This is a genomic window from Micromonospora sp. NPDC003816 (genome assembly GCF_042874705.1).
In the GTDB taxonomy this organism is placed as follows: domain Bacteria; phylum Actinomycetota; class Actinomycetes; order Mycobacteriales; family Micromonosporaceae; genus Micromonospora.
The window spans coordinates 207,364-224,237 of sequence record NZ_JBIANP010000002.1; the positions used below are offsets into that span (position 1 = coordinate 207,364).

Here is a 16,874-nt window from a genome sequence, read left to right on the forward strand (position 1 = left end):
TCTATGGAGTGCACGAGTCTCGGCGCCGCGATGCGTCGCCTTCGTGGAAACATGGGATTGGGCTCAGCGTAAACCGATGTACAGCCCCAGTCAGTGGTACTGGTTGTGAAGAACTGCACAAGGTGCGGCCACGCTGCGGCATCACGAGCCTTTACCCGCTTTCACGCGCAGTTTCACGCAAATCCTGCGGCGGACCTCAGGTCAACGGCGCTACGCCAAAGAGTCACAGGTCACTTTTCGACCTCGTGAGCGGAAGTGCGAAACAACACCGAATCGCAGCCGCCCGGTTACGCTCCGTTCGTGCCTGTCCGTACCACCGCCCCGGCGGGCCCCGGTGGCCGTTGCTACCCGATCGCGACCCCGGCAACCGGTACGCTCGCTTCGTGGCCGCCACAATGACCGGGGAGCCAGGCTCCCCGCAGACCCGCACGGGTCTGGTCCACTCCCTGGTCGACCGGTTCGGTCACCTCGTGCGGGAGATGAGCAAGTTCGCGACCGTGGGCGGCATCGCCTTCGTCATCGACTTCGCCCTGTTCAACTACCTGATCGGGCCGCAGAACGTCGAGCAGGTCACCGCCAAGACCATCGCCACGGTGATCGCGGCGACCTTCGCCTTCCTGGGCAACCGGTTCTGGACCTGGCGGCACCGCAAGCGCTCCAACCCGGCCCGCGAGTACGCGCTGTTCTTCTTCTTCAACGCGGTGGGCCTGGGCATCGCGGTGGGGTGCCTGGCCATCAGCAGGTACGGGCTGGGCAGCATCTGGCCGGAGATCTTCCAGACCCGCCTGGCCGACAACATCGCCAGCTTCGTCGTCGGCACCGGGCTCGGGACGCTGTTCCGTTTCTGGTCGTACCGACGGTTCGTCTTCGTCGAAGCGGGAACCCCGACCGGTGCGGAAGCGGACCCGGACCGGGACGCGTGACCTGCCGCCTCCGGTCCCGTCAGAGCCACCTGGTCCCGTCACAGTCAGCCGGTCCCGTCCGAAGCCAGCCGTACCCCGCCCACTGCCCTAAGGTGTTGCCCATGCCTCTCGTCCGTCTGCTGCCTGAGCGCTGGCAGAAGTTCATCCACGAGGCTCTCAAGTTCGGCCTGGTCGGCGGCGTCAACACGGTCATCAACTACGCCGTGTTCAACGCGCTCGCACTCACCGTCTTCGTCGATGGGCAGTTGAAGGCGACGGTCGTGGCCACCGTGGTGGCGACGATCACGTCATATCTGATGAATCGACACTGGACGTATCGCGATCGGCCCAAGTCGGCCATGCAGCGCGAATACGCCCTGTTCTTCCTCTTCAACGGCGTGGGTCTGCTGATCGAGCTGGGCGTGCTGGCAGCCGCCAAATACGGGCTGGGCGTCACCGGCCTGCTGGCCCTGAACGTCGCCAAGACGGTTGGTGTGCTGCTGGCGACACTCTTCCGCTTCTGGTCGTACCGCACGTTCGTCTTCCAGCCCGCACCGGCGGTCGAGCCCACCCAGACCACCTGGGCCGGGCTGCCCCGCGACGAGTGGGACACGATGGCCGGGATGGACCCGGTCGCCGAACTCGCCGAGGCCATGACGGAGCTGGAGGAGGAGGAGCCACCAGCCACTCCGCCACCAGTGCCGCCGCCGCTGGCGGTGCAGCCCCGGCCGACGCCGACGGCCCCGCAGGCCGAGTTGGCGGGGCTGGACAAGGAACTGGAGGAGGAGTTGGCCGCCCAACTCCAGCCGGCTCCCGCGCCGCGCCGGTTCCGGCGCCGCTGACCCGGACGACGAAAACGCCCGCCGGCACTCGCCGACGGGCGTTTCCCATGCCGTCCGGTCGTGGACCGGGTGGGGCAGCCTCAGAGGCCGCCACCCTTGGTGTCCCGTTCGGCGAGGATCTCGCGCAGTTCGCCGTCGCCGAGCGAGTGCTTGTCGTGGAAGGCCTCGACCAGCTCGTAGAGCTTCGTCTGCACCCGGTCCACCTTCGGCACGTCGGGAAGCACGGACTGGCCGCGTTCGCCGGCCGACTCGATGGTGAGCGTGCCGTAGCCGAGCAGCCGGCCGACGAACTGCTGGTTCATGGAGTGGTCGTTGACCCGGCTGAGCGGGATGTCCCGCCGCTCGCGGGAGAAGACGCCGTGCTGGAGCACCACCCGCTCGTTGGTGAACAGGAAGTGCGTGGTGCGCCAACCGATCCACGGCCAGACGGTCAGCACCAGTACGGCCAGCAACGCCAGGCCGCCGATCACGGCGAGCGTGATCGAGCCGCCCCCACCGGCGGGCAGGAACAGCACACCGACCGCCACCGCGGCGATGGCGAACACCAGCACCACGACCGGACGGACCATGGTCTTCCAGTGCGGATGCAGGTGCAGCACGACATGCTCGTCTTCGGTGAGCACGTCCTCGGGGAACGCCACGGAAACCTCCTCGCAGGAACGGACGCGCAGACCGTAACCCCCCAGTGCCACCCCCTCACATCCGCCACGCGGCCGACCTCGGCGGCGTACCCCGCCGACGATTCGGCCCGGCCGGGGTCAGCGCAGGTGGAGGACGTCGGCGGCGGCCAGGGAGCGTTCCCCGGCGGCGGTGGTGACCAGAAGCCGACCGTCGAGGTCGACCCCGGTGGCGGTGCCGGTGAGCTCCGTGCCGTCGGGCAGGAAGGCCCGCACCTCGCGGCCCACGGTCCCGCACACCGCCAGGTACGCGTCCCGCAGGCCGCAGGCGGCCGCGTCCCCTCCGGCGGCACGCCAGCGGGCGTACCAGTCGGCGACCGCCCGGAGCAGTGCCCGCAGCAGGGGGTCCCGGTCGGTGGCCACCGCACCGGCCAGTTGCAGGGAGGTGGCCGGCAGTCCGGTCGGATGTTCCGGTAGCTCGTCGGCGCGCAGCGTGACGTTCAACCCGACACCGAGCACGATCGCGGGCGGATCCTCCGGACCCGGTCCGGGCACCGCCTCGGCGAGGATCCCGGCGCACTTGGCGTCCCCGAGCAGCAGGTCGTTGGGCCACTTGAGGGTGGCGTCCAGTTCCGCCAACAGAGTCACCGCCTCGACCAGCGCGACACCGGCCAACAGCGGCAGCCAGCCGTACCCGGACGGTGGTGCCGGCGACCAGGCACGGTCCGGCACGGCCTGGCCGGGCCGCAGCAGCACGCTGGTCGCGATGCCCGCGCGCGGCGGTGACTGCCAGGCCCGCCCCCGCCGCCCCCGCCCGGCGCTCTGCCGCTCGGCGACCACGACGAGGCCCTCCGGCTCCCCCGTCCGGGCCGCCTCGACGACGTCGGCGTTCGTGGAACCGGTCTCGGCCCTCAGATCCAGACGCGTCCACGGGCCGTACGGCGCCACCAGCGCCCGGCGCAACCGGGTCGCCGACAGCGGCGGACGATCGAGGTCGGTGTACGGCGAATCCGGCATCCGGCCAGCCTACGGGCCACGGGTGAGGCGAACTGCACAGCGGCGGCGACCTGAACCATCGTTATATTCCCAGGGTGACTACCGAGACCGGGACCAACATCCACAGCACCGCGGGCAAGCTGGCGGACCTGGCACGACGGGTCGACGAGGCAGTGAACGCCGGGTCGGCCCGCGCGGTCGAGAAACAGCACGCGCGAGGCAAGAAGACCGCCCGGGAGCGGATCGAGATGCTGCTCGACGAGGGCTCCTTCGTCGAGCTGGACGAGTTCGCCCGGCACCGGTCCACCAACTTCGGCCTGGACCGCTCCCGCCCGTACGGCGACGGCGTGATCACCGGCTACGGCACCGTCGACGGCCGGCAGATCTGTGTCTTCGCCCAGGACTTCACGGTCTTCGGCGGCTCCCTCGGCGAGGTCTTCGGGCAGAAGATCGTCAAGGTGATGGACCTGGCCATGAAGATCGGCTGCCCGGTCGTCGGCATCAACGACTCCGGCGGCGCCCGCATCCAGGAGGGGGTGGTGTCGCTCGGCCTCTACGGCGAGATCTTCTTCCGCAACGTACGCGCCAGCGGCGTCATCCCGCAGATCTCGCTCATCATGGGCCCGTGCGCCGGTGGGGCGGTCTACTCCCCGGCGGTCACCGACTTCACCGTCATGGTCGACCAGACCTCGCACATGTTCATCACCGGCCCGGACGTGATCAAGACGGTCACCGGCGAGGACGTGGGCATGGAGGACCTCGGCGGGGCGCGCACCCACAACACCCGCAGCGGCAACGCCCACTACCTCGCCTCCGACGAGTCCGACGCGGTCGACTACGTCAAGGCGCTGCTGTCCCACCTGCCCGCCAACAACCTGGACGAGCCGCCGGTCTTCGACGCCCCGGCGGAGCTGACCGTCACCGACGCCGACCGGGAGCTGGACACCCTCGTCCCCGACTCGGCCAACCAGCCGTACGACATGCACCGGGTGCTCGAACACGTCCTCGACGACGGGGAGTTCCTGGAGGTCCAGCCGCTCTACGCGCAGAACATCGTGGTCGGCTTCGGGCGGGTCGAGGGGCGTCCGGTGGGCGTGGTCGCCAACCAGCCGATGCACTTCGCCGGCACGCTGGACATCGCGGCCAGCGAGAAGGCGGCCCGGTTCGTGCGTACCTGCGACGCCTTCAACATCCCGGTGCTGACCTTCGTGGACGTACCCGGGTTCCTGCCCGGCACCGGTCAGGAATGGGACGGCATCATCCGCCGGGGCGCCAAGCTCATCTACGCGTACGCCGAGGCCACCGTGCCGAAGGTCACCGTGATCACCCGCAAGGCGTACGGCGGCGCGTACGACGTGATGGGTTCCAAGCACCTGGGCGCGGACCTCAACTTCGCCTGGCCGACCGCGCAGATCGCGGTGATGGGCGCCCAGGGCGCGGTGAACATCCTCTACCGCCAGGAACTGGCCGCCGCCGAGGACCCGGCCGCGGTCCGGGCCGAGAAGATCGCCGAGTACGAGGACACCCTGGCCAACCCGTACGTCGCGGCCGAACGCGGGTACGTGGACGCGGTCATCCCGCCGCACGAGACGCGGCTCCAGATCGTCCGTGCCCTGCGGGTGCTGCGCACCAAGCGCGAGACGCTCCCGCCCAAGAAGCACGGCAACATCCCGCTGTAGGGGGTCGCGTGCAAGGAGGGGTCCCCTGCTAACGCCTGGCGTATAGCAGGGGACCCCTCCTAACAACTGCGCCGCACACCGGCGTAGCTCACCAGAAGGCGATGCCGGCGTCGGTCAGCAGCGGCCCGGCCAGCATCCGGCCGCCCACCACCAGCACGACGACGTTGACGATGCCGAAGAGCAGCACCCAGAAGAACGGCGGCAGCGGCGTGATGCCCGCCAACTGGTCGGCGTCGGAGGCCGGCATCCCGCGCCGGGTGCGCAGCCGCTGCAACTCCACCACCGGGCGTACGCCGCCGAGCAGCAGGAACCACACGCCGGTCCAGGCGAAGGCGGCCTGCACCTGCGGGCTGGCGTACCAGGAGATCGCAAGCACGGCGCCACCCGTGACGACCAGTGTCAGTGCCCCGTACACGTTGCGGATCATGATCAGCATCGCCAGCAGCAGGACCACCGCGAGCCAGAGCAGCAGCGTGATCCGGTTTCCGGCGAGCAACCACGCCCCGCCCAGACCGACCAGCGGCGGGGCCAGATAGCCGGCGAGCAGGGTGAGCACCATGCCCGGTCCGGTGGGACGCCCGGCCGAGAGCGTGAGGCCCGAGGTGTCCGAGTGCAGCCGGATGCCGTGCAGCTTGCGTCCGGTGAGTACGGCCGCCAACGCGTGCCCGCCCTCGTGCGCGATGGTGATCGCGTTGCGGGCGATCCGCCACGGCATCCGGGTGGAGACCACCACCAGCGCGACCAGGCCGGTCAGCAGCACCAGCAGCGGGAGCGGGTCGGGCTGCGCGCCGAGCAGACGGTCCCAGAACGCGGTCATGCCCTCGATCGACACCATGGGGCGGCAGCCTACGCCCGCAGGGCACGAAGGTCCCAGGGCGGGCCGTCTCCTTCGGCGTCGGTGCCGGGGCACCCGCCCGTATCGTGTGAGACTGACCGGGTGGCGATCGGACCAGGAGGTGAACGGCGGTGAGCGCGGCCCCTCTGGAACCCCATGTCGGCCTCTGGACAGAGGTCGAGTACTTCGCCATGGGCGACACCCACGACCGGATCGAGCTGCTCGACGGGAGCCTGATCGTGAGCCCTGCCCCGAGCAAGCGACACCAACTCGTGTCGCGCCGGTTGGCGAACAGCATCGACACGGCGGTCGAGCCGACGGGACTGACGGTCTTCGAGGCGGTCAACCTTCGTCTCGGACCGGACCGGATCGCGATCCCGGACATCGTCGTGGCGGACACCGACGACGAGGGCACGGTGATCGAGGCGGCCGAGGTGACGCTCGTGTGCGAGCTCGTCTCGCCCGGCAACGCCGCTGCGGACCGCGTGCTCAAGATGCAGCTCTACGCGATCGCGCGCATCCCGTGGTATCTGTTGGTCGAGCAGGACGGCGAGACGCATTCGCTGCGGTTGCACCGGCTCGACGGCGGCCATTACGTCGAGGAGCGGGTGGCCAAGGCGGGCGAAACGCTCGCTCTCACCGAACCCTTCCAGTGGCAGGTCGACCCGGCCACCCTGCGTTGACTCGTTCCGCATTGAAAGTTTTCTTAGTATCTCTTGCCTTGGCAGGCATTCACCTTCAAAGATGTCTGTCTATCGACAGTCGTCTCAGGAGGACGCCATGGGTCGGACCAGACCAACGCTGCGCCGGCTGACCGCCGCCGCGCTCACCGTACTCGCGACCGCTGCTGCCGGGCTCGTCGCCACCGCGACCCCCGCCGCGGCGGCCACCGTGCCCGGCATCGACGTCTCGCGCTACCAGGGCACCATCAACTGGACGAGCGTGCGCAACGCGGGCATCCAGTTCGCCTTCATCAAGGCCACCGAGGGTACGAGCTACAAGGACCCGAACTTCAACACGAACTACGTCAACGCGTACAACGCCGGGGTGATCCGGGGCGCGTACCACTTCGCCCGGCCGAACATCTCCTCCGGCGCCGTGCAGGCGAACTACCTGGCCTCCAACGGCGGTGCGTGGTCGGCCGACAGCCGTACGCTCCCCGCCGCGCTGGACCTGGAGGCGAACCCGTACAGCGGCGGCTACTGCTACGGCCTGAGCACCACCGGGATGCGCAACTGGGTGCAGGACTTCCTGAACACCTACCGCTCGCGTACCGGTCGCTACGCGGTCATCTACACCACCACAAGCTTCTGGAACCAGTGCACCGGCAGTTGGACCGGCCCATGGACCAACCACCCGGTCTGGGTCGCCCGCTGGTCCTCCTCGGTCGGCGCGCTGCCGGCCGGCGCAGCGGTCTGGAGCTTCTGGCAGTACACCGACTCGGGCAGCGTCGCCGGCATCAGTGGCGCGGTCGACCGCAACTACTGGAACGGCGACCGGAACCGGCTGATCGCCCTGGCCAACAACACCGCCTGACACACGTCACGACGGCGGGTCGACGTCCACCGAGTGGATTCGGGACGTCGGCCCGCCGCCGTGGCGCGACCACCGCCGGTTCAGGCCCGCCGTCGCGCGGCCAGTGCCACGGGTACGCCGACACCGCCGTGCCGGGCCACCGTGCCCCGACGGGTGACGGCCCACCCCACGTACGCGGCCCCGGCGAGCGTCACGACGCTCAGCAACGTGGCCAGCAGTGCGACTCCGAAGGTGACGAACAGTAGTACGCCGACACCCACCACTGCGCTCGTCCACAGTGTCAGTCGGGTTCGGGCATCCCTTGGTCGGTAACCCATCTCGGGCCTCCCTTCCGTCCTTCGAGATCAGGTACCCCGAACGACGGACGGTCATGCCTCGTCTCGACCGCCCTGCTGTCGGCGGACCTCAGTCCTGACGGTCCGGCACGAACTCGCGGAACGCCGTCTCGAAGTTCGGCAACTGCGCGTCCCACTCGCTGTTCGGCACCTCCCAGCGCAGGGCGAAGCCCCGGTTGCTGGCGGTGACGAAGCCCCGGTTGCGTACCCGCAGCTCGACCCCGTTGCGGGTCTGGTTCCAGTCCCAGTCGGCGCAGGTCCGCCACTTGCAGTCGATCGTCGAGATGTCGATGAACCGGTAGTTCTGCACGCCACGGACGTTCTTCCGACCCGGTTCGAGCTGCCGCCAGGTGGCCGCCGCGTCCCGCTGCGGCGACGAGGTGCGGTCGATGGTCAGCTCGCTGACGCCGTTCGGGTCGCGGTACTTGACCCAGGTGGAGCCGGAACTGCGCCGCCAGCCCTCCGGCACCGGCACCTTGAAGCCCACCGGGTCGTTCCGCAACGTCCAGCCCTCGGGCAGGCCACCGGCGGCGCTCTCGGACGGGGTGGGTGACGGGGACGCCGACGGGGAGGCGCTGGGCGGTGCGGCGGAGGTCGGTGGTGGCGCGGCCGGCTCCGAGGTCGGCGGTGCGGACGACTCGGACGTGCCGGCCGTGTCCTGCGGGGTGTCGCCGCCGTCGCCGTCACCGCTGGTGAGCAGCGGAACCGCCACCACCAGGCCGACGAGCAGCAGCGCGACCAGTGCGCCGACCAGCACGGCACGGCGGGTGCGCTCGGAACGGAGTTGGCCGGTCTTGAAGACGGAACCCCGAGCCGGTGCCGCCGGGCTCACCGGTGCCGACGGCATCAACGAGGTCGAGGCGGGCGCGACGGGGGTGGCGGCCGCCGTGGGAGCCGGTGGGCCGACCCGACGGGTCGGCTCGCCCGAGCCGGGCCGGTCGGTCGTCGCGCTCGCGTCGGCCTGTGCCTTCGCCTCCACAGCGGGACCGTCGACCTTGGTGACGTCGGCCGAGGCAGCGGCTGCTCCGCTGGTCGCGGCAGCCCGCACGGTCGCGTCGGATCCGTCCGGCGTCGTCGGCGTACCGGCCGGGGCGGTGTCCCCGCCGTCCTGGGCCGCCGGGGCGTCGGCGCGGCCGGTCGCGGTCTCCGTGGTCGACCCGCCGGAGTCGGCCCCGGAATCCGTCGCGGACGATGCCGCGTCCGCACCTGACGTCAGCCCCGCACCGGCGGCACCGGCAGCGGTCGACGCCGCGTCCACCTTCGTCGTCGGGTCCGCGTCCTGACCGGCGTCGACCTTCGCGGTCAGATCGGCGTCCACCTTCGTGGTCGGATCGGCGTCCGCGCCTGTGGGAGCCGCGACCTTCGCCGTCGGCGCGGCGTCGGAGACCGGCGGCTTTCCGGCCGTCGCACCGGAGCCAGACGGACCGGAGGTGGTCGCGCCGGCTGCGGCGGCACCCGCCGCGAGCGGACCCACGGCCGAGGGCGTACGGGGCACGGGCGGAGTCACCGGCGCGGTGGGCTGCTCCCCCGACGGGCGGGGCGCGGGCACCATCGGCTGACGCGGCTCACGCGGCCCGTTCGGCCCCGGCCGGCGTACGCCGTCGAGCAGCGAGATGCCCCGACTCCGCTTACCGCTGGCCCGGCGCAGCATCCGCTCGGCCGACTCGGCGGTGATCCGCTCCTCGGGGTCCTTGCGCAGCAGCCCGGCGAGCACCTGCTTGAGCGGACCGGCGTTACGGGCCGGCGGCACCGGTTCGGTGGCGAGCGCGGCCAGGGTGCTGATCGCCGACGGTCGGGCGAACGGTGACTTGCCCTCCACGGCGGCGTAGAGCGTGGCACCCAGCGACCAGAGGTCCGCCTCCGGGCCGGTGGTGCCGTCCCGGGCACGCTCGGGCGAGATGTACGCCGGGGAGCCGAGCACCATGCCGGTGCGCGTGACGTTCGGGTCGCCGGGGATCGTGGCCAGGCCGAAGTCGGTCAGCACCACCCGACCGTCGGTGCCGAGCAGCACGTTGCCGGGCTTGACGTCGCGGTGCATGATGCCGGCCTTGTGCGCCGCCTTCAGGGCGTTGAGCACGCCCAGCCCGATCTGCACCGCCTGGGCCGCCGGCACCGGCCCGTCCTCGGCGAGGGTGTCCTGCAACGAACGGGACGCGACGTACTCCATCACGATCCACGGGTCACCGTCGGTGCGGAGCACGTCGAAGATGCGTACCACGTTGATGTTGTTCAGGCGGGCGATGGCGCGCGCCTCCCGCAGCGAGCGTTCGCGCATCTCGCGGCGCTCCTCGTTGGTCAGGCCCGGCGGCGGGACCAACTCCTTGATGGCGACGTCACGGTGCAGCACCTCGTCGCGCGCCTTCCATACCCGGCCCATGCCGCCCTGACCGAGCGGCGAGAGGAGCCGGTACCGGTCGGCGACGAGTTGGGGGGAAGGCTCAGACATCGCTGAGACGGTACCCGCCACCCCCGACGCTCACACCGTCGGCACGCCACTGTGTGCCGGAGGTCGAGCTCACAGCGCGTACGCTGGGGTGCATGTCTGTCGAGGAGCCGCTGTTCCGGGTCGTCCGCGGCGTGCCGACCGCCGAGGAACTGGCCGCGCTGGTGGGCGCGATCGTCGTCCGCTCCCGGCCGGCCCCCGTCGCCGCCACCACCCCGGTCTCGGTCTGGGCCCGCAGCGGCCGACCGGCCGGTGCCACACTGCTCCCGGGAACCGGCGCCTGGCGCGCCTCCGGTCTGCCCCGCTGAGGCGGATCGGCGAGGCTGTCGACGGCGACCGGGGCTGCCGGGGAGGCGTCCAAGGATTAGCCTCACAGAGGGGAACCGGGCCGTTACAGTTTGGAGGGCCGATGATCCCTGAGGATGATCGACAGGCGTCCTGGTCAGGCGGCCACCGTGGCGTCGAGGCGGACCTCCGCCAGATGCGGGAATTCGCCGACATGCTTCGCGCCGAGGTGGACGGCAACTACACGCCCCACCTGCCGCGCATCGCGGACGACATGCTGACCCGGGTGCCGAATCCGGCGGACGCCTTCATCGAGCTGGTGCAGTTCATGCGGGCCCACTGGGAGACACAGCAGGCCACGACGAACGCCGTCTGGGGCCTCGGCCACACCACCGGCCACCTGGCGCACGCCGCCAGACAGGTGGCCGACCGGTACGCCGACACCGACGCCTTCTCCGCAGCCCGCGTCGCCGACGTCCAGCAGGCGCTCGGGCAGCCGGGAGACGTACCCGCCCAGCCCACACCCTCACCGTCGCTGACCAATCCGACCGGCCCCGACAACGACGGGTCGGTGGTGCTGCCGTGAGGGACCCGGGAGTCGGCCGCAGCGGCGGCCTCACCGACTGGTACCTGATGAGCGTCGCCGACATGTGGGCCTGCCTCCAGGACCACGATCCCGACAACCACTGGCGGCACGTCGCCGGCTGGCGCAAGATCTCCGAGCTGGCCGACCAACACCTGCACCGCCTCCGGACGTACCGCCAGCGTCTCGCCCGGGCCTGGCCGCCCGACACCAACGAGGCCGCCCGCGCCTACCTCGCCGAGCTGGACGACCTGATCGCGCAGGTGCAGCGCACCCACGACGCCGCCAGCGCCAACCAGAGCGCGCTCACCGCCGCCACCCAGGCCATCACCAGCACCCGCAACGAACTCAAGAAGATCCACGACGAGTACGCGGACAAGCTCCGACAGAAGCGCGGATGGGAACAGACAGCCGCCGACCCGAAAGCCGTCGCCGGCAGCCGGAACAGCCAACCACCGGTTACCGACGCCGATCTGGAGCAGTTGAACGTCAGGGCGCGCGGCATCATGTACGGCCTGAGCAGCGACCTCCAACAGGCCCAAGTAACCCTCCGCCAACCCCCGCCAGCAATACGAAGGCAACCTGCCAAGGATCAGCCAGAATCCGAGTTCGATGCAAGCGGCGGCACTCCCTTACCCGCCATTCCGCCCATTGTCCCAATGTCAGCAAACGTCAAAGTCACATCAGGCGACACTCAACTGCCCCGACTGTCGCAGTCGGCGACGACACCCACAGCCGCTAACCTGGGTCCGGTGCTAGGCAACGCTAATCCGCCCCCTACTCCGGCAAACCCAACACCACCGTCCACGGCGCCAGCATCCTCCCCTGGCAGGGACGCACCGTCCATTCCATCGACGTCCTCTGTCACGCGACCTCTCGCCTCAGAGTCAAGGCAGGTGCAGCCTGGCCAAGCACAACGGCCGAAAACAGGCGCACCAAGCGTTACACCACGCCCAATGCCGCCAGGTGGAATTATCGGAGGGCCACCAGTTTTAGGCGTTGGCCAACCCGCCGCAGGAACCAACCATTCGCGCGGAGTGAACCCAATTGGCGGCGTGATTGGGGGCGGCGCAGCTGGCTCGGGCCCAACCGGCGGAGCCGGCTCTCGCCCCGGTGCGGGAAGAGGACTAGGTGCCGGCCATGCGTTTCCACCCTATGGCGGCTCCCCACACTCGGGAGTCTCGATCGCGCGCGGGTTTCGCGGGTCGCCCGAATACCCCAGTCAACCCGGTCGCGATCCTAAGCACCCCCGCCACTGGGACCCAGAGAATCCTTGGGAAACTGATCAGGGCGTTAGCCCCGTTGTAAGGCCACCCGACGACGACGGACCAATCGACCCAGGGCCAGCCATCGGCCTAAGTCGGTGAACTTAGACCATCGAGTTATGCGCATGGCTCTGCTATTGATCGCATTCACCGCACCGACACCCAGCCACGCGCTAGCCCTTCCTTCAGAGCCGGACACCGTTCAGATCCGCAAGCTGCAGGGCCATCTTGCCTACCTTGGCGCAAAGAAGGCACATGCGACCAGCCAAGGAAAAGGAGTAGTAGTCGCTGTATTAGACACTGGCGTTGCACCGCACCCCGATCTGCGCAAGAACCTGCTTCCCGGTGCGGACATCGTGGCGGATAGCAACGGTGACGGTTGGCAGGATGTAGATGGCCACGGAACGGCCATGGCAGGCCTAATTGCTTCACATGGCCAATCCTCAGGTCGCGGCACACTCGGAATCGCACCTGAAGCCGAGATCCTTCCGGTCCGCTTCAAGTCGGCCGGACAGGAGGGCACAGCTCACGATCTGGCTCGCGCGATCGCTTATGCGGTCAACAACGGCGCCGACGTCATTAGCATCTCCTCCACCGGAGCTCCGGATATTCGACTTCAAAAGGCAGTTCAGTTAGCACAGCAGGCAGACGTTTTAATAGTGGCCGCTGCGGGGAACCTTCCAGAAGACGAGGCCGTAGGCTTTCCAGCGGCCTATCCAGATGTAGTCGCCGTGGGCGGAATCGACCAAGACGGCAAGCGATCTGCGATCTCGGTGTCCGGGGGCGAGATCGATGTCGTCGCGCCAGCGGTCGAGATCCACAGCACCAACTTTGACGGTGGATACCGGGTAGGAACAGGCACCTCGGGAGCTACGGCGATCGTTGCCGGGGCGGCGGCGTTGATTCGGGCCAAGTATCCGTATCTGCCGGCGGACGAGGTGGCGCACCGGTTGACGGCGACCGCGATCGACAAGGGGCCTCCTGGGCGCGACGACCAGTACGGCTACGGCGTGATCGATCTGGTGGCGGCGCTCACGGCAGACGTACCGCCGAGGGGTTTTGGGCCGAGCGGGTCGGCCACTCCCGGGCCGGGCACGACGCGCGCCGTGGGTCCTGAGGCCGATCAGGACGGTGCGGCCGTGCGAGGTCTGGTGACTCTGGCGGTGCTGCTGGCGGCCGGTGCCGGTGGGGTGTGGTGGGTCCGGCGGCGGCGACGGTCGGACGACCCGCCGCCACGCATCAGCCGCTGAGGGGTCTGGGCGGACGGTTGGCGGTACCGTCGTGCGCGTGTCTGATGTGCTTCCGCTCCGCCTCGTGCTCGCTTCGGCGAGCCCTGCCCGCCGTAAGACTCTGCAGGCCGCCGGCATCGAGCCGGACGTGCTGGTCAGTGGTGTCGACGAGAGTGTGGTGGTGACCGATCGGGCGGAGGATCTCTGCCTGGAGTTGGCCCGACTCAAGACGGAGGCGGTGCTGACCCGGCTGGCGCCCGGCGACGGTCAACGGACATTGGTGCTCGGCTGCGACTCGGTGCTCGCGTTCGACGGTGAGATCTTCGGCAAGCCCGACGACGCGGCGGACGCTACCCGACGGTGGGAGCGGATGCGGGGGCGCAGCGGAGTGCTGCACAGTGGCCACTGTCTCATCGACATCGTCAGTGGGCGTCGGGCCGAGGCCGTGGCCTCCACGGTGGTGCACTTCGCCGACATCAGTGACTGGGAGATCGCCACCTACGTGGCCACCGGCGAGCCGCTGGCGGTGGCCGGCGCGTTCACGATCGACGGGTTGGGCGGGGCGTTCGTGGAGCGGATCGAGGGTGATCCGGGCACGGTCGTCGGGTTGTCCATGCCGTTGCTGCGGCGGCTGCTCGACGAGCTGGACCTGCGGATTACCGATTTGTGGACGAAAGTGGCGCCCGGTAACCAGATCGTCGAGCCGCTCGGTTAGCGTCCGAACATGACGCTGAAGTCGATTCCGCTCACCGACGAGTTGCACGCGTACCTCGTCGCGCACGGCGCGCCACCGGACGAGATCGTCCGGGACCTGGCCGAGGAGACCCTCGCCCTCCTGCCGGAGCACGCCTCCATGCAGGTGGCGCCGGAGCAGGCCGCCTTCCTGACGTTCCTGACCCGCTTGCTCGGTGTCCGCAACGCGGTGGAGGTGGGCACGTTCACCGGTCTCTCCTCGTTGGCGATCGCCCGGGGCCTGACCGACGGCGGGCGCCTGACCTGCTTCGACATCTCCGAGGAGTACACCGGTATCGCGCGCCGGTACTGGGCGCGGGCCGGTGTCGACGACCGGGTCGAGCTGCGTATCGGCCCGGCCGGGGAGACGTTGCGGGAGTTGCCGCAGGAGCGGTATCTGGACTTCGCCTTCATCGACGCCGACAAGACCAGCTATCCGCTCTACTGGGACGAGTTGGTGCCCCGGATGCGGCCGGGTGGCGTGATCGCCGTGGACAACGTGCTGCGGCACGGACGGGTGGTGGCGCCGGAGAGCGAGGCGGACCGGGCCATCGCGGCGTTCAACGACGACGTCCTCGCCGACGTACGGGTCGACGCGGTGATGCTGCCGATCGCCGACGGCCTGACTCTCGCCCGCGTGCACTGACCGTTCACGCCGGCACCGGTCGCCTCCCCGGTTGGGGTACGCGGACCGGTGCCGGCGTCCGGATCGACGGTCGTCGGCCGTGCCGCTGAGTGTCGGTCGTGCCGCCGCTGGGTGAGCGGGGCGTTAACAGGGTGCCCGCGCTCTACCGCAGGCGTTAATAAGGTGCCCTTCCTTTCACGTCACCGGACGCTGCGGGCGAACTGGCGGGCCGCCCAATAGACGCCGGCGGCGGCGAGGATCGCGATGATGGTCAGCCCCTGCCAGACCCGGTCGTTGCCGATGTCGCCGTTGAACAGCGCGCGGGTGCCGTCCACCGCCCAGGAGAACGGATTCCACTTGGCGACGCCCTGCAACCAGCCGGGCGCGAAGGCGAGCGGGAGCAGAATGCCGGAGAGCAGCAGCACCGGCTGGGCGACCGTGTTCATCAGCGGAGCCAGCGCGTCCTCGCTCTTGACCTTGAGCGCGACGCCGTAGCTGACCGCCGACGTCATCAGCGCGATCAGGGCGAGCATCAGGTATGCCAGCAGCAGGTCGCCGATGAAGACCCGCAGGTCGAACAGGAGCGCCAGCAGGGTGATGATGACCGCCTGGACCATCAGCGACACCACGTCGCGCAGCGAGCGGCCGAGCAGCAGGGCGAGCCGGCTGACCGGGGTGACCCGGGAGCGTTCGATCACTCCGGCGCGCAGCTCGGCGATCAGGCCGAAGCCCTGGAACAGGCCGCCGAAGATGGCCAGCAGCACCAGCAGGCCGGGAACGAAGATCTTGTACGCCTCGGCCTGGGTCGGCGCGTTCAGCGCGGGCTTGAGCAGCGGGGCGAACAGGAGGAGATACATCACCGGCTGGAAGACGCCGACGAAGACCCACACGGGGTTGCGCAGCAGCAGGTGGAACTGCCGCTGGAAGATCAGCCAGGTGTCGCGGGCGAGCTTCATGGGACTTTCTCCTGGTCGGGTCAGGACTCGCGCAGCGAGCGGCCGGTCTTGGTGAGGAAGACGTCGTCGAGGCTCGGGCGGTGCAGCTCGATCGACTTGAGGTCGAGACCGGCACCGTCGACACGGCGCAGGATCCGCGGGATGGCGGTCGCGCCGTCGTCGACGAAGAGGCGCAGGCCGCCGTCCTCCAGGCTCTCCAGCCGGTTCACGTACTCCTCGCCGTCGAGCAGCTTCTCCGCCTCGCCGGTGGCCACGATGTCGAGGCCGACCAGCACGACGTCGCCGGAGATCTCCCGTTTCAGGGCGGTCGGCGTACCCTCGGCGACCACCTCGCCGTGGTCCATGATCGCAATGCGGTCGCAGAGCGCGTCGGCCTCGTCCAGGTAGTGCGTGGTGATGAAGACGGTCATCCCGTCGGTCCGCAGCCGCCGGATCTCGTCCCACATGTGCGCCCGGCTCTGCGGGTCCAGGCCGGTGGTGGGCTCGTCCAGGAAGACGATCTTCGGCTCGTGGATGATGCCGAGCGCGATCTCGACCCGCCGTCGCTGACCGCCCGAGTACGTCTTGCACTTGCGGTCGGCGAACTCGCTGAGCTGGAACGCCTCCAGCGCGCGTACCGCCCGACGTTGGGCCTCGGCCTTGCCGATGCCGTACATCCGGGCCTGGAGCACGAGTTCCTCACGCGCGGTCGACTCGTCCCAGGTGCTGCCGCCCTGGGCCACGTAGCCGATCCGACGGCGTACCTCACCCGGGTTCTTGAGCAGGTCGGCACCGGCGATGGTGGCCTGCCCGCCGTCCGGCTCGATCAGCGTCGCCAGCATCCGCAACGTGGTGGTCTTGCCGGCGCCGTTCGGGCCGAGGAACCCGAAGATCTCACCGGCCGGGACGTCCAGGTCGACGCCGCGTACCGCCTCGACGGTCTTCGTCTCCCGACCGGCCCGGCTGCGGAACGACTTCCGCAGCCCTCTGGTCTCGATCATTTCCACTCCCCGCTCATGGCCACTCTCCGGCCAT

The 16,874-nt window shown here is 69.6% G+C and carries 18 protein-coding genes; 10 read left to right on the forward strand and 8 right to left on the reverse strand.

All coding sequences use genetic code 11. The features are described from left to right. Nucleotides 1–395 precede the first annotated feature (395 nt). Together ACFYTT_RS07180 and ACFYTT_RS07185 are read left to right on the forward strand one after the other, a co-directional pair. Nucleotides 396–923, forward strand: coding sequence for a GtrA family protein (locus ACFYTT_RS07180; protein WP_131053576.1), 528 nt, complete (start codon nt 396–398; stop codon nt 921–923). A gap of 101 nt (nt 924–1,024) precedes the next feature. Next, a complete protein-coding gene (locus tag ACFYTT_RS07185; protein WP_131053564.1) occupies nt 1,025–1,744 on the forward strand; it encodes a GtrA family protein in 720 nt (239 codons plus the stop codon). An 80-nt stretch (nt 1,745–1,824) separates the two neighbouring features. Here the strand turns inward: ACFYTT_RS07185 and ACFYTT_RS07190 are convergent, their stop codons facing one another. Together ACFYTT_RS07190 and ACFYTT_RS07195 are read right to left on the reverse strand one after the other, a co-directional pair. Further along, on the reverse strand, nt 1,825–2,385 hold the full coding sequence (locus tag ACFYTT_RS07190; protein WP_176092564.1) for a PH domain-containing protein: 561 nt from the start codon (nt 2,383–2,385) through the stop codon (nt 1,825–1,827). A gap of 117 nt (nt 2,386–2,502) precedes the next feature. Next, a complete protein-coding gene (locus ACFYTT_RS07195; RefSeq protein ID WP_176092563.1) occupies nt 2,503–3,378 on the reverse strand; it encodes a biotin--[acetyl-CoA-carboxylase] ligase in 876 nt (291 codons plus the stop codon). A gap of 74 nt (nt 3,379–3,452) precedes the next feature. On the opposite strand from ACFYTT_RS07195, the gene ACFYTT_RS07200 reads away from it, so the two are divergent. After that, on the forward strand, nt 3,453–5,036 hold the full coding sequence (locus ACFYTT_RS07200) for an acyl-CoA carboxylase subunit beta (RefSeq protein ID WP_131053111.1): 1,584 nt from the start codon (nt 3,453–3,455) through the stop codon (nt 5,034–5,036). A gap of 88 nt (nt 5,037–5,124) precedes the next feature. Here ACFYTT_RS07200 and ACFYTT_RS07205 read toward each other — a convergent pair whose 3' ends face one another. Further along, nucleotides 5,125–5,871, reverse strand: coding sequence for a M50 family metallopeptidase (locus ACFYTT_RS07205; protein WP_176092562.1), 747 nt, complete (start codon nt 5,869–5,871; stop codon nt 5,125–5,127). Between the two features lie 131 nt (nt 5,872–6,002). Between ACFYTT_RS07205 and ACFYTT_RS07210 the strand changes: the two genes are divergently transcribed. Both ACFYTT_RS07210 and ACFYTT_RS07215 read left to right on the forward strand, forming a co-directional pair. Next, complete coding sequence (locus ACFYTT_RS07210) at nt 6,003–6,554, forward strand: Uma2 family endonuclease (protein WP_254876715.1); 552 nt, start codon at nt 6,003–6,005, stop codon at nt 6,552–6,554. A gap of 97 nt (nt 6,555–6,651) precedes the next feature. Beyond that, on the forward strand, nt 6,652–7,407 hold the full coding sequence (locus ACFYTT_RS07215) for a GH25 family lysozyme (RefSeq protein ID WP_387258028.1): 756 nt from the start codon (nt 6,652–6,654) through the stop codon (nt 7,405–7,407). 80 nt (nt 7,408–7,487) lie between these two features. Here ACFYTT_RS07215 and ACFYTT_RS07220 read toward each other — a convergent pair whose 3' ends face one another. Together ACFYTT_RS07220 and ACFYTT_RS07225 are read right to left on the reverse strand one after the other, a co-directional pair. After that, complete coding sequence (locus ACFYTT_RS07220; protein ID WP_131053114.1) at nt 7,488–7,667, reverse strand: hypothetical protein; 180 nt, start codon at nt 7,665–7,667, stop codon at nt 7,488–7,490. A gap of 145 nt (nt 7,668–7,812) precedes the next feature. Then, nucleotides 7,813–10,188 carry a protein kinase gene (locus ACFYTT_RS07225; protein WP_387258029.1) on the reverse strand — a complete coding sequence of 792 codons (2,376 nt, stop codon included), beginning with the start codon at nt 10,186–10,188 and terminating at the stop codon, nt 7,813–7,815. 92 nt (nt 10,189–10,280) lie between these two features. Between ACFYTT_RS07225 and ACFYTT_RS07230 the strand changes: the two genes are divergently transcribed. Beyond that, nucleotides 10,281–10,493, forward strand: a complete 213-nt coding sequence (locus ACFYTT_RS07230; protein WP_387258030.1) for an acyl-CoA carboxylase subunit epsilon — start codon at nt 10,281–10,283, stop codon at nt 10,491–10,493. A gap of 101 nt (nt 10,494–10,594) precedes the next feature. Next, entirely contained in the window at nt 10,595–11,056 is a 462-nt protein-coding gene (locus tag ACFYTT_RS07235; protein WP_387258031.1) for a hypothetical protein, read from the forward strand. Between the two features lie 226 nt (nt 11,057–11,282). Here the strand turns inward: ACFYTT_RS07235 and ACFYTT_RS07240 are convergent, their stop codons facing one another. Further along, nucleotides 11,283–11,405 carry a hypothetical protein gene (locus ACFYTT_RS07240; RefSeq protein WP_387258032.1) on the reverse strand — a complete coding sequence of 41 codons (123 nt, stop codon included), beginning with the start codon at nt 11,403–11,405 and terminating at the stop codon, nt 11,283–11,285. Nucleotides 11,406–12,443: 1,038 nt separating this feature from the next. On the opposite strand from ACFYTT_RS07240, the gene mycP reads away from it, so the two are divergent. The 3 genes from mycP to ACFYTT_RS07255 are packed head-to-tail and all read left to right on the forward strand — an operon-like array spanning nt 12,444 to nt 14,925. Further along, nucleotides 12,444–13,568, forward strand: coding sequence for a type VII secretion-associated serine protease mycosin (gene mycP / locus ACFYTT_RS07245; protein WP_387258033.1), 1,125 nt, complete (start codon nt 12,444–12,446; stop codon nt 13,566–13,568). Between the two features lie 37 nt (nt 13,569–13,605). Beyond that, a complete protein-coding gene (locus ACFYTT_RS07250) occupies nt 13,606–14,262 on the forward strand; it encodes a Maf family protein (RefSeq protein ID WP_387258034.1) in 657 nt (218 codons plus the stop codon). A gap of 9 nt (nt 14,263–14,271) precedes the next feature. Continuing rightward, nucleotides 14,272–14,925, forward strand: a complete 654-nt coding sequence (locus tag ACFYTT_RS07255; RefSeq protein WP_176092559.1) for an O-methyltransferase — start codon at nt 14,272–14,274, stop codon at nt 14,923–14,925. A 179-nt stretch (nt 14,926–15,104) separates the two neighbouring features. Here ACFYTT_RS07255 and ACFYTT_RS07260 read toward each other — a convergent pair whose 3' ends face one another. Both ACFYTT_RS07260 and ACFYTT_RS07265 read right to left on the reverse strand, forming a co-directional pair. Then, complete coding sequence (locus ACFYTT_RS07260) at nt 15,105–15,860, reverse strand: ABC transporter permease (RefSeq protein ID WP_176092558.1); 756 nt, start codon at nt 15,858–15,860, stop codon at nt 15,105–15,107. Between the two features lie 20 nt (nt 15,861–15,880). After that, a complete protein-coding gene (locus tag ACFYTT_RS07265) occupies nt 15,881–16,840 on the reverse strand; it encodes an ATP-binding cassette domain-containing protein (RefSeq protein WP_131053122.1) in 960 nt (319 codons plus the stop codon). Nucleotides 16,841–16,874 lie beyond the last annotated feature (34 nt).